Source organism: Carboxylicivirga litoralis (assembly GCF_025499605.1).
Lineage (GTDB): Bacteria > Bacteroidota > Bacteroidia > Bacteroidales > Marinilabiliaceae > Carboxylicivirga > Carboxylicivirga litoralis.
Genome location: NZ_JAFMVC010000022.1, coordinates 36,655 through 49,943, shown reverse-complemented (window position 1 = coordinate 49,943; position 13,289 = coordinate 36,655). Strand labels below are relative to the sequence as shown.

Below are 13,289 nucleotides of genomic sequence, written 5' to 3'. Positions count from 1 at the left end.
ATGGTTTCAATTAATCAGTTAACAGTTGATTTCGGAGGCTTCAAGCTTTTTGAAGAGGTGTCATTTTTAATCAATACAAAGGATCGCATTGGCTTGATTGGTAAGAACGGTGCTGGTAAGTCAACGTTGCTAAAAATAATTTCAGGTCATCAGGAACCAACATCCGGAACGGTAAGCATGCCTAAAGGAGTTAAGATTGGCTATCTGCCCCAACATATGAAGTATGACGATACACGCACTGTTGTTGAAGAGGTGGAGTTAGCCTTTGCCGAATTGAAAGGCCTTGAGAATAAAATAGCAGATATAAATTCGGAAATAGCAGAACGAACTGATTACGAGTCGGAATCGTATATGACATTGCTTGATAAGTTAAATGAGCATACCGAGCGATTTAACCTCTTAGGCGGCAGTAATCACGAGGCTTTGATTGAAACCACATTGAAAGGCTTAGGCTTTGAGCGAAGTGATTTCGGACGAAACACCGGCGAGTTTAGTGGCGGTTGGCGCATGCGCATTGAGTTGGCTAAAATTTTATTGGAACAACCTGATATTTTCCTGCTCGATGAGCCGACGAACCATTTGGATATCGACTCTATTCAGTGGCTTGAAGATTTCTTAAAGACATATAGTGGGGCGGTAGTGCTTATTTCGCACGATAAAGCATTTCTTGATAATATTACCAAACGTAGTATTGAAATTTCGTTAGGTCGTATTTATGATTATAAAGCAAGCTATTCAAAGTTTATTGAATTGCGTAAAGAAAGGCGTGAGCAGCAGCTGAATGCTTATACGAATCAGCAGAAGAAGATTGAAGATACCGAAAAGTTTATTGAGCGATTCAGGTATAAAGCAACAAAAGCAGTACAGGTACAGAGCCGTATCAAGCAACTTGAAAAGCTGGAGCGTATCGAAGTTGATGAGTTTGATAATTCAGCCTTAAACATTAAGTTTCCGCCGGCGCCGAGGTCAGGGGCTGTTGTGGTGAAGGGTGAAGAAGTAAGCAAGTCATACGGTGACTTATTGGTGCTGAATGAGGTGGATTTAACCATTGAACGCGGTGAGAAAGTAGCCTTTGTAGGTCGTAATGGTGAAGGAAAAACCACCATGGCACGTATCATTATGAGCGAGTTGGCGCACCAGGGTAAGCTAACCATGGGACACAACGTTAAGATTGGCTATTTTGCCCAGGATCAGGCAGAACGACTGGATGAAAGTCATTCTGTTTTTGAAACAATTGACTTGGTAGCAGTTGGTGATATCCGCACAAAAGTGCGCGATTTATTAGGAGCTTTTATGTTTTCGGGTGAAGAGGTGGATAAAAAAGTTTCTGTCTTATCTGGTGGTGAGCGCACCCGATTGGCCATGGTGAAGTTGTTATTGGAGCCGGTTAATCTGCTTATCCTCGATGAGCCAACCAACCATTTGGATATGCGATCTAAGGATATTCTCAAGCAAGCTTTACGCGATTTTGATGGAACTGTAATTCTGGTTTCGCACGATCGTGAATTTCTGGATGGATTGGTTGATAAGGTTTACGAGTTTCGTCATAAAAAGATTAAGGAGCATTTAGGAGGTATATACGACTTTTTGGAGAAAAAGAAGATGGAAAGCTTGAATGAGCTAAATGCTTCAATTGCTTCTCAAAAAAATGAATCGTCAAAACAAGAAAGTTCAAAAGGGAAATTGTCATTTGAAGAACGAAAAGAGCTGAACAAGAAAATAAAAAAGGCTGAGCGACAGGTGGAGCAAAGTGAGGTAAATATTGCGCAACTTGAAGAGAAAATTGAAGAATTAAATGCAAAGATTAGTTTGCCTGAGAATGCTTCTGACACCTGCTTGTTTACAGAATATAAAGAAACAGAAACGGCGCTCGAAACAGAGATGATTGCCTGGGAGGAAGCGCAGGAGACTTTAGAAGAACTCCAACAACAAAAAGCTAAATTAGATTAGAAGTTATCACTGATAAAGATAATTAACAATTCAACTAAGAGTTATGCCAAAGCAAGAGAAAGAGCAACAGATGATATTCGGCATTCGCGCTGTACAGGAGGCGATTGCAGCAGGTAAAGAGATTGAAAAGGTAATGATAAAAAAAGGCCTTCAGGGAACGCTTTTTCAGAGTTTCTTAGATCTTGTTCGTGAGCATAATGTGCCGTTTCAATTTGTGCCAATTGAAAAACTGAATCGGGTGACGAGGCAAAATCACCAGGGTGTTATTGCTATGATTTCTCCAGTGGCTTATCAGGATGTGGAGCAAGTAATTCCGATGTTGTTTGATGAAGGGAAAGATCCTTTTGTTTTGGTGTTAGACCATATTACTGATGTGCGAAACTTTGGCGCCATTGCCCGCACAGCTGAATGTGCTGGTGTAGATGCGATAATTATCCCGGATACCGGTGCCGCCGCGGTTACTTCCGATGCCATAAAAACATCGGCGGGAGCCTTGCATACGATTCCGGTTTGTCGTGTTCGCAGTCTTATTTCAACAGTTGAGTTTTTGCAGGGTAGCGGATTAAAAGTGGTTGCTGCGACAGAAAAAGGAGCTATCGACTATGACAAAGCCAATTATCGAGGGCCAATCGCTTTGGTAATGGGAGCTGAAGATAGAGGCGTGAATCCTAAAATATTGGCTGCTGCAGAGATTAAAAGTAAGATACCGATTTTAGGTGAGATAGAGTCTCTTAATGTATCGGTAGCTGCAGGTATTTTAATGTACGAAATTGTAAAAGTACGCTAGGAATTTAATCATTTTGTAAGTTTAATGTAAACTTAAGTGAAAATTTAACATTTCCAGTGTTTGTAGCTTCAAATACCTGTAAACACAAGGAAATAGACAAAATATTTGCTGGTTTTTAATCAGGTAAAACAGGCCTTTCATCCTGAAAAATTTGATTTTTATCATATCTTTTCTAAATTCGACAAGTTTTGCGATGAGAAAAATCAAATTTTTTAATCAAAAGCAACGCTTATGATTCACAAGGAAAGAGTCCTGATGGCACTGAACCACGAACAACCGGATCGAGTGCCACTTTTCTACTGGGACGTCCCCGAATTTGGTGCTAAGTTGATGGAGCATCTGGGGTTTCAGAATCGTGATGAATTATTGGATTTTCTGGATGTTGACTTTCGTTGGGTTGAGCCAGATTATGTAGGAAAAAGTTTAGTGGAGGAGAATGGTCTATCAAAGACCGATATTTGGGGAGTTGGTTATTCAAAAGTTAAAAACGGTGATTTCTCATTTTGGGAAGCCACTAAGTTTCCTTTAGAAGGACAAACAGACCCGGCAGTATTGGAAGATTATGAGTGGCCTACTACCGATTTGTTCGATTTTGATTCGTTACCAAAGAAAATCGAAAAGTACAAAAACTATGCGGTGATGTCTGCACCAGGGTATTCTTCACCTGGTTTATTCCGCATCATTCAACGCTTACTGGGGCGCGATGCCTTTTTGGATGTGGTTATGTATCACCCAAAATTCTTTGAAGCATTAACCCATAAAGTTAGTGAGTTCTATCTGGAGTTTATCTCTCAGTTTTTTGACAAGGCCAAAGGAGGAGTCGATTTTATCAGGATTGCTGATGACTTTGGCTCACAAGCAGGCTTGGCAATTAGTAACGATATTTGGGAGCAGTACTGCAAGCCGGCTATTGAGTCTTTTGTGCGCGTTCCACGCGAAAAAGGGGCTAAATTTTACATGCATTCATGTGGCGGTGTGCGTAAGTTGTTGCCCGAATTTATAAGTTTAGGAGCTGATGTTTTGGATCCGATCCAAACGCGGGCAAATGGGATGGAACCGGGAGGCTTGAAGGAAGACTTTGGAAACTACATTACGTTTTCAGGGGCTTTAGATGAAGAACTATTGTTGCGACAAGGAACAGAGCAGCAAGTTAAAGATGGTGTCAAGCATCTGCTCGACACAATGGCACCAGGAGGCGGTTTTATATTAGGGCCTTCGCATAAACTAAAAGTGGAAACACCTGTTAAGAATGTGGTAGCTATGTATGAGGCTGCCAGGGAATGGAAATATTAGTCATTGAATAATCGCATTACTAGGCCTTGTTTCAAGAGTGGTGAAACAAGGCTTTTTTTATATTCACTTAAAAAGAAAGTTTTTGTGTTAGTGGCATTATTTCTATCTTTGCGGCCGCTAATTCGTTATCCTATTATGACTGTTTGATAAACAGTTAAATCCCCATATTTTATTTTAGATTACCTGCATTGTTTACAATGCTTTATTGTGCTGTAATAAATTTAAATAACCATACATGAAATTCGTCAAAGAACTAACACAAGGGTCTAACCTTAAAAATGAAATTCTATCAGGAATAACTGTTGCTATTGCTTTAGTGCCTGAAGCAATTGCCTTCTCATTTATTGCCGGAGTAGATCCGCTAATAGGATTGTATGCGGCATGTATAATGGGCTTCTTCACCTCTTTGTTGGGTGGTCGACCGGGCATGATTTCGGGAGCTACCGGAGCTATTGCTGTTGTAGTTGCGGCTACGGTGCAGACCTATGGAGAAGCTTATTTGTATCCAACCATTATTTTGGGAGGAATGATACAAATGGCTGTTGGAGCCTTACGTTTGGGTAAGTTTATTCGACTGGTGCCACATTCGGTGATGTTAGGATTTGTCAATGGTTTAGCGATCGTCATTTTTATGGCGCAATTTCCCATGTTTGGTAGTGAAGCGTCAGGTGTGTTTGAGTATTACACCGGTTCAAAGCTCTTTACACTATCTGCTTTAGTGGCTTTGACCATTGTGATTATGGTGGTGCTTCCCCGATTTACTAAAGCAATCCCATCTGCCTTGGTTGCTATTTTGGTTATTGCAGGTCTGTCGTTTATGCCAGGCATTGAAACACCAACTGTGTTAAACCTGTTAAAAGGAAAATCGATGCAAGGAGGTTTGCCATCAATCTTTACAGATTATCCGGCTGACTTATTTAGTATTTCTACTTTAAAAATTATTTTCTTACCGGCCTTGAGTGTGGCAGGTGTTGGATTGATTGAGAGTCTTCTAACGTTAACAATTATTGATGAGCGTACGGATACACGAGGAAGTGGAAATCGTGAAAGTTTAGCTCAGGGTATTGCTAATTGTATTTCAGGTGTTTTCGGAAGTATGGGTGGTTGTGCTATGATTGGGCAGAGTATGATTAACATCAATTCAGGAGCTCGTGGTCGTCTGTCTGGATTAGTTGCAGCACTAACTCTTTTAATGTTTATCATGTTCTTATCGCCAATTATTGAGCAAATTCCTGTTGCTGCCTTGATTGGTGTTATGTTTATGGTCGCTTATGGAACGTTTGAGTGGTCGAGTATCAAAAATTTCAAAAAGACACCTAAAGATGATTTCCTGATAATGATTATAGTAGCGGTTGTGACTGTGGTATTCCATAACCTGGCATTGGCGGTTGCCATTGGGGTAATATTATCTGCTTTAGCTTTTGCCTGGGATCATGCTACAGGTATTCATGCTCGTCGTCGTACTGATGAGAATGGGATTAAGCACTACGATATTCATGGTCCATTATTTTTTGGTTCGACTACCGCTTTTGCTGAAATTTTTGATGCCAAAAATGATGACGATCGGATTATTGTTGACTTTGAAAGTAGTCGTGTGGTTGATCAGAGTGGGATAGAGGCTATCAGAAAGTTGAACGAAAAATACCAGGAACTGGCTAAAGAAATTTCGTTTGTGAACCTGTCGTCCGGATGTAAAGACTTATTAGCTACTGCAAAAATAGATATCTCAATTGACCCTGATAAGCGTAAGTTTATGGTGGTTTATGATGCCTAATTGAATTAGAATAGACATAAAATAGCCGGTGGAATGATGCTTCACCGGCTATTTTACATTTATATCTAATAGATGACTAAGGCTAATTAATATTCGAGTAGAGACTCTTCTATTTGCGTAAGTATGCTAATAGGTGTCATGTAAATTTGTGACTTGTACTGCTTGTAATCGTCTGAAGCATCAGAATCGTGCAGAACATAGTCGGCCCAATGGTACAGGTATTGACCAAATCCTGCAGCAATCGTCAGGCTATCTGTATAATGCTCTACTTGTTTTTTCCCTTTTTGCGATAAATATTGGACGCCGCGTTCCATTACGCCCGTAACTTTTCTGCTTTCATAATCGCGTATATGCATTAGTTCATGAGCAAATAAACCGATGCGTGCGTCAGATGGTACATCTTTCAGGTGAACACCTTCAAAGGTTTCTTTCTTGTTAACTACAATAATATACCGTCTGTTATTTTTACCTAACAGTAATGAAAGGAAATTAGGACGCGCGGCCATGGTAGTTTTAATGTTTTTGCTTTTGACTTTAATCTTGCAATTGTGCAAATCAGCAAATTCCTGGTATGGCACCATGAAGTCTTTCAGGTAGGTTTTATTAAAGCTTGTGTCTACCTTAAGGTTGCCAATTTTGTTATACGTCTTGATTTTTTGACTAACCGTGTTTTGTGCGGCTACTACTGAAGAAATAAGTACACCTGTTATTAACCCAAACAATTCTTTCAACACCATATCCAACAAGTTTTTGGTTAGTGTTTATGTAATTTATTACCGAAATGTTACGTGTAAGGTGTTAAAAAATGTAAATGGTGTAGTTAGTGTATTGAAATGCAGAATTTTGTTATTGCATCTATTTAGGTACAGAAAGCTAATGGCCATATGAAAATAGCCATTAACTTACAGTTTTTCTAGCTCATTTGCATCGAGTGAAGCTTTTTATAAATACCATCTTTTTCAATTAACTCATCGTGGGTGCCGGTTTCAACAATCTGTCCTTCGTTAAACACACAAATTAAATCGGCATTACGAACCGTGGAAAGGCGATGTGCAATAACCAGCGAAGTGCGGTTCTTCATTAGGTTTTCTAAGGCATCTTGTACCAAACGTTCCGATTCAGTATCAAGAGCCGAAGTCGCCTCATCTAAAATTAATATCGGAGGGTTCTTTAAAATAGCGCGCGCAATACTTAATCGCTGGCGCTGTCCTCCAGATAACTTGCTTCCGCGGTCGCCAATCACTGTTTGATAGCCATCTTCTGAAGCTTCAATAAACTCATGTGCATTGGCCACCTTAGCGGCATTAATCACTTCTTCAACTGTGGCATGCTCAACGCCAAAAGTAATGTTGTTGTATATGGTATCGTTAAACAAGATAGCCTCCTGGTTAACGTTGCCCATCAGTTCGCGTAGGTCAAATAGCTTAATATCTTTGATGTTAATGCCATCAATGTAGATACCACCGCCCTGTACATCGTAGAAACGAGGTAAAAGATCAACGAAGGTGGTTTTACCACTTCCCGACTGGCCAACTAATGCCACTGTTTTGCCTTGAGGAATGGTTAAGCTGATGTCTTTCAATACATTAATATCTTCGTAGGCAAAAGTAATATTACGGTATTCTACGTTACTAGTAAAGGCTTTAATTTCTTGCGAACCGTCGTGTTCTTTAACGTCCAGATCGGCATCTAATATGGCCTCAATACGTTCATAAGCGGCCATCCCTTTTTGGATACTGTAGGCTGCCTGGGAGAAGGCTTTAGCCGGGTTGATAATCTGGTAAAACATGCCCAGGTACGTCATAAAAACAGCCATGTTTAATGAGTTGTCACCATTAAGAATTAGTGATCCGCCGTACCAAAATATCATTACAAAAACGATTGTTCCTAGAAACTCGCTTGTAGGATGGGCTAAATGACGTCTTCTTTGCAGCTTGTTCATGGTACGACGATAGCTTTCCACTTCTCCGTTAAAACGATGTTCCATGCGCTTTTCAGCGTTAAAAGCTTTAATGATTCGCAATCCCGACAAAGACTCTTCAATGATTCCTAGAATGAAGCCTAGTTTTGTTTGTCCCTCACGCGAAGTTTTTTTGAGGCTTTTGCCAATTCTTCCAATAACAAACCCAGCAATTGGAAGAACTAGAAAGACAAAAAGTGTTAGCTCAAAACTAACGTAAAGCATTGAAATTAGAACAACAATAATGATGATTGGATTTTTCAAAAGCATGTCCAATGAAGACATAACCGAAGCTTCTACTTCTTGCACATCTGCTGTTGAACGTGCCATCATATCACCTTTACGTTCGTTACTATAAAAACCTAGTGGTAGTTCAATCATCTTGTTGTATATGGCTTTACGTATATCACGTGTGATGCCGTTCCGTATGCCAGTTATTGTGTAGGAAGCCAAGTAAGTGAAGCCTGTTTTCAATAGAGTGGCTATCACACCAAATATTCCCAAGTATAAAAGAGTTGTGCCTGGTCCGTATTGATTTTTAATCGATGTAATGTAGTAGTTGATGTTATTGAAAAGAACATCTTTATCTAGGGACCATGCTAATAAGTCATATACCTCTTTATCATCTTCAAGAATAACCTGTAGCATTGGAATCATTGAGAGCATTGAAAAAACGATAAAGAAAGCCGCTAGCAAATTAAAAATGAACGTTAATGCTAATTTGGCTTTGTAAGGAGGCAGATAAATGCGCAGTACTCTAAAAAAATCTTTCATTCTTGATTTATTACTTTAATGTCATTATGACAGTTGTTCACCGTCGCACACGTAAGTCAATCTTCTTGCCATAAATGCAAAACGGGCAATAAAAGTATGCTTTTACTGCCCGAATCACAAGTGCTTTGTGTGTTATTATATCTTAAAAATGCCAGTATATGAGTGAGGTGTTAAGGCCCTCATTTCTTCTTTAACCTCTTCCGAAACATTTAAGGTTTCAATAAAAGCGGCCATTGTTTTGGCGTTAATCTCTTCGTTGGTACGTGTTAATTCTTTTAGCGCTTCGTATGGGTTTGGATACCCTTCGCGGCGAAGAATGGTTTGAATACCCTCAGCAACTACTGCCCAGTTAGCTTCCAAATCGCGTTTAATAGCATTTTCGTTCAATAACAATTTACCTAAACCTTTGGCTAATGAACGAATAGAAATAACCGAGTGTGCAATAGGTACACCAATGTTACGCAATACAGTCGAGTCTGTTAAGTCGCGCTGCAGGCGTGAAACAGGTAACTTCTCAGCTAAGTGTGAAAAGATAGCGTTCGCAATACCTAAGTTGCCTTCAGCATTTTCAAAGTCGATTGGGTTCACCTTGTGAGGCATCGCACTTGAACCAACTTCACCCTTTTTAATCTTCTGCTTAAAGTACTCCATCATGATGTAGGTCCAAAAGTCGCGCGATAAATCCAACAAGATAACATTGATGCGCTTGAAATTATCAAAGCTGGCAGCCATGTTATCGTAGTTTGAGATTTGTGTAGTTACCTGCTCGCGGTCAAGCTTCAGGGTGTTGTTCACAAAGTTGTTTCCAAACTCAACCCAGTCAATTTGTGGATAAGCAGCGTTGTGGGCATTAAAGTTACCGGTAGCACCACCAAATTTAGCAGAACAAGGAATGCCTTTTAATAGTGCCAGTTGCTTGTTCAAGCGCTCAACATATACCTTCATCTCTTTGCCCAATCGGGTAGGAGAGGCTGGTTGTCCGTGTGTTTTAGCCAACATAGGAATATCTTTCCATTCAGTCGCCAATTCATCCAATGTTTGAATCAATTCTTCCAATAATGGATAGTAGATATCGTGCACTGCATCGCGCAAAGAGTAAGGAACAGCAGTGTTGTTAATATCCTGAGATGTTAATCCGAAGTGGATAAATTCTTTATATTTATCCAGCTTAAGCGCATCAAATTTTTCTTTGATGAAATATTCAACAGCTTTCACATCGTGGTTGGTTACCGACTCTATTTCCTTGATGCGGTCAGCATCTTCTAACTCAAAGTTTTTATAAACTTTACGCAAATCTTCGTAAAGCGCTTTATCAAAGTCGGCCAACTGAGGTAATGGCTGCTCGCAAAGTGCAATAAAGTACTCTATTTCAACAAGTACACGGTAGCGAATTAAGGCGTACTCTGAAAAGTAAAGTGCTAATCCATCTACTTTGTTTCTGTATCGTCCGTCAACCGGCGATATGGCAGTCAATAATTGAATATCCATCATTTTTTCTATTTGATTTTTTGGCAGCACAAAAGTAGTAAATTTTACTCGAAAAGCTTAGTTTTGGCCTCGTGTGATTTCAAAAAGAGAGACAATTACTATGAATTATCGTCAAGGTTTTCAGTTGGGTTTAAAAACGTATTCAAAGGCAACCGCATTTATGTTTCGAAATAAGCTGGGATGGTATTTTATCTTTCCGGTACTGTTTAATATTATACTTTTTGCTGCTGGTTTTTGGTCAGTATCTTCCTTAAGCGATGGAGCCATCACATCATTAAACGAGTGGATAAATATTGAGGACTGGGATTTCTGGGGTTCAGGTTTTCTGGTGGCGATAATTAAGGGTTTTATCTGGATTGTTTTACGACTACTATTCTTTATTATCTATGCCTACATAGGTGGTTATGTCATTCTCATTATGTTGTCGCCAGTTTTTGCTTTCTTATCGGAGAAAACGGAAGAAATTATTTCTGGAAAGACGCTCCCTTTTAGCTTTTCTCAGTTTATGCGCGACATTTTGCGTGGTGTTTTATTAGCTATTCGCAACCTTTCTGTTGAGCTCTTTTTTACAGCATTGTTATTTATTCTGAGTTTTATACCAATAATCGGTTATCTTACACCGATAGTATTGTTTTTAGTGTCGGCCTACTTTTATGGTTTTTCTTTTTTGGATTATACATTTGAGCGGCGTCGCTTTAAGATAGATTATAGTATTCGCTTTATGCGAAGCAACAAAGGTTTGGCCATTGGGAATGGTTTTGTCTTTTCTCTGGTGCTGCTAATTCCATATGTAGGCGTGATGTTGGCAGGTTTTATTTCAATTGTGTCTGTTGTGGCCGCTACCTTGGCTGCCTACGAAGTGATAGAAAATAATAAAGCAATTGCCTGACAAAAATAGGTTCTATCAATGATATAATTCACTATTAGGGGTGATTTTAATGTCATTAATCCTGTCTAGCTTTGTGCTGTAAATTTTATTTATCAAACACAACTTAATACAGGATGACATCTAAAAATATTGCTATTCTTGGCGGTGGTAACCTCGGTTCGTCAATTGCCAAAGGCATTGTTAAAAGTGGCTTAATGAAAGCCGAACAAATCACCATAACAAATCTCGAGCTTGAACTCATTCAACATCTTAAGGATGAGGATGGTTTTAATATTACAACTGATAATATTAGCGCCATTAATGGAGCTGAAATTGTCATTATTGCCGTTAAACCAACTGCAGCACGCGCATTGTTGGCGCAGGTTAAGGATACTTTAATAGGGAGTAATCATGTGGTAATCTCTGTTATTTCAGGCATTAAGATCGATGATTTAGAAGCCTTTTTGGGCGATATGCCGATAATTCGCGCCATGCCTAATACCGCTATTGCCATTCAGGAGTCGATGACAGCACTGTCGTTTAATGAAAATGGTCTGAAATTCAAGGAAGAGGTCGTGAATATTTTTGACCAGTTGGGTTCCACCATGGTTATTCCAGAAGCTCAGATGCCTGCTGCTACTGTTTTGGCTTCATGTGGTATTGCCTTTGCTTTACGTTTCCTACGTGCAGCATCGCAAGGTGGTATCGAGATTGGTTTTTCTTCGAAGCTATCGCAGGAAATTGCGGCTCAGATAATGAAAGGCGCCTCGAAGTTGATTATTGAGAATAACTCGCACCCTGAGCCTGAAATTGATAAGGTAACAACACCACTAGGAGTGACTATTAAGTCTTTAAATAAGATGGAGTACGAAGGGTTTAGCTCTTCTCTGATTCAGGGAGTAGTGGCTGGTTATAACAAAATTCTGGAAACAGAATCATAAAAAATAAGCCACCTCAATTCGTTTATTGAGGTGGCTTATCAAACCAAAACTTTACCAAACTATTATAGACTAATTACTAACTGTTTCTCTTCTTGGACACGCCGGAAGTTTTACCTCGTTTTCACTGCCTTCATAACACGACTCCATGCAATCTTTCGGGTCACAGCAGGTATGGCATACGCGTTTGTAGGCTGCATAACTATGAAGCTCAACGCCGGTTGATAAGAAATCGCCTTTAACAGGTTCTTCATTCATGAGGTCGGTGCTCAGGTATTTTTTATTATCATCGGCAAATACTGTAACAACTACGGCATCCGGACCCAGTTCTTCCTGAACTTTAAGCGCTCCTAAAAAGTTGGCGCCACTTGAGATGCCGACACCCAAACCAAGTTCGGCACTTAATTTTTGTGCCATAATAATTGCATCGCCATCATCTACACTGACAATCTCATTCAGTTCATCTAATTTCACAATGGAAGGAATAAACTCATCTGAAATGCCCTGAATTCGATGTTTTCCAACTTTATAGCCCGTTGTCATTGTTGGAGAATTGGAAGGTTCAAGCGGATGAATTTTAACACCTTCAATTTTTTCACGCAGATATTTTCCAACGCCCATTACAGTTCCGCCTGTTCCTACACCTGCAACAAAGGCATCGGGCTCAAGCGAGCGAAACTTTAATTGCCAGTATAACTCAGGGCCAGTGGTGGTATAATGTGCTTCACAGTTATCGTAATTCGAAAACTGGCGAGGTAAAAAGGTATTTTCATTCTCTTCGGCCAATTGGTTGGCCATGTTGATACTACCTAAAAAGCCGCCTTCCTCTGGTGTTACTAAACGGATATTGGCACCAAAGCTTTTAATCAGGTTTTTGCGCTCCTGGCTCATCCAGTTGGGCATAAATATCGTTACAGGATGGCCCAATGCTCTTCCAACGCCCGAAAAAGCGATGCCGGTATTACCACTGGTTGCTTCTATGATCCTATCACCCGCTTTAAGCTGTCCCTCTTCATAGGCTTTACATAGGATGTGATAGGCCATACGGTCTTTGATGCTTCCGGTCAGATTTAAAAACTCTGCCTTAGCGTATATTTTTCTTCGAATACCTTTATACTCAAACTCGATGGCCAATAGTGGCGTATTCCCAATTAAAGTTGATAACCCCTGGATTCTTTTGAATTGTTTTTCACTCATGTTGTTAATGGTCTAATAAAGGATTTAGCTTATAATTTGTAACTTTACCTTAAGACACTTAAACAGGAGGTTGGGGTGACATCTAAGGTGCAAAAATCTTATTTCCCCTAATGATTTTTAAAGTTGCGATGGAGTATATAGGTAAATATGTACCAGTTAGCAACTTTTATCTTACTTAAAAATTTAGCCAGAAAAATTTCATCTTAACTTGAAGCAATAAAAAAGCTCAACTGAAATAAATTCAATTGAGCTTTTAAATG

At 39.6% G+C, this 13,289-nt stretch carries 10 protein-coding genes; 6 read left to right on the top strand and 4 right to left on the bottom strand.

Features of this window, described 5'->3' with window-relative positions; all coding sequences use genetic code 11:
- From J1N10_RS16760 to J1N10_RS16745, 4 genes are all read left to right on the top strand, one after another.
- The gene (locus J1N10_RS16760; RefSeq protein ID WP_262327886.1) at positions 1 to 1,950 is read left to right on the top strand and encodes an ABC-F family ATP-binding cassette domain-containing protein; all 1,950 of its coding nucleotides are present in this window, start codon (positions 1 to 3) and stop codon (positions 1,948 to 1,950) included.
- Positions 1,951 to 1,993: 43 nt separating this feature from the next.
- Positions 1,994 to 2,737, top strand: coding sequence for a 23S rRNA (guanosine(2251)-2'-O)-methyltransferase RlmB (gene rlmB, locus J1N10_RS16755; RefSeq protein WP_262327885.1), 744 nt, complete (start codon positions 1,994 to 1,996; stop codon positions 2,735 to 2,737).
- 231 nt (positions 2,738 to 2,968) lie between these two features.
- Positions 2,969 to 4,030 (top strand): uroporphyrinogen decarboxylase family protein, encoded by a 1,062-nt coding sequence (locus tag J1N10_RS16750; protein WP_262327884.1) that lies wholly within the window; start codon positions 2,969 to 2,971, stop codon positions 4,028 to 4,030.
- 235 nt (positions 4,031 to 4,265) lie between these two features.
- A complete protein-coding gene (locus tag J1N10_RS16745) occupies positions 4,266 to 5,804 on the top strand; it encodes a SulP family inorganic anion transporter (protein WP_262327883.1) in 1,539 nt (512 codons plus the stop codon).
- Positions 5,805 to 5,890: 86 nt separating this feature from the next.
- Here the strand turns inward: J1N10_RS16745 and J1N10_RS16740 are convergent, their stop codons facing one another.
- From J1N10_RS16740 to purB, 3 genes are all read right to left on the bottom strand, one after another.
- Entirely contained in the window at positions 5,891 to 6,541 is a 651-nt protein-coding gene (locus tag J1N10_RS16740) for a hypothetical protein (protein ID WP_262327882.1), read from the bottom strand.
- 176 nt (positions 6,542 to 6,717) lie between these two features.
- On the bottom strand, positions 6,718 to 8,538 hold the full coding sequence (locus tag J1N10_RS16735; protein WP_262327881.1) for an ABC transporter ATP-binding protein: 1,821 nt from the start codon (positions 8,536 to 8,538) through the stop codon (positions 6,718 to 6,720).
- Positions 8,539 to 8,673: 135 nt separating this feature from the next.
- Positions 8,674 to 10,029, bottom strand: coding sequence for an adenylosuccinate lyase (purB, locus tag J1N10_RS16730; protein ID WP_262327880.1), 1,356 nt, complete (start codon positions 10,027 to 10,029; stop codon positions 8,674 to 8,676).
- Between the two features lie 97 nt (positions 10,030 to 10,126).
- Between purB and J1N10_RS16725 the strand changes: the two genes are divergently transcribed.
- Together J1N10_RS16725 and proC are read left to right on the top strand one after the other, a co-directional pair.
- Positions 10,127 to 10,915 (top strand): EI24 domain-containing protein, encoded by a 789-nt coding sequence (locus tag J1N10_RS16725; protein ID WP_262327879.1) that lies wholly within the window; start codon positions 10,127 to 10,129, stop codon positions 10,913 to 10,915.
- A 113-nt stretch (positions 10,916 to 11,028) separates the two neighbouring features.
- A complete protein-coding gene (gene proC, locus J1N10_RS16720; RefSeq protein ID WP_262327878.1) occupies positions 11,029 to 11,835 on the top strand; it encodes a pyrroline-5-carboxylate reductase in 807 nt (268 codons plus the stop codon).
- A gap of 69 nt (positions 11,836 to 11,904) precedes the next feature.
- On the opposite strand, the gene J1N10_RS16715 is transcribed toward proC, so the two are convergent.
- Entirely contained in the window at positions 11,905 to 13,029 is a 1,125-nt protein-coding gene (locus tag J1N10_RS16715) for a PLP-dependent cysteine synthase family protein (RefSeq protein ID WP_262327877.1), read from the bottom strand.
- Between the last annotated feature and the right edge of the window lie 260 nt (positions 13,030 to 13,289).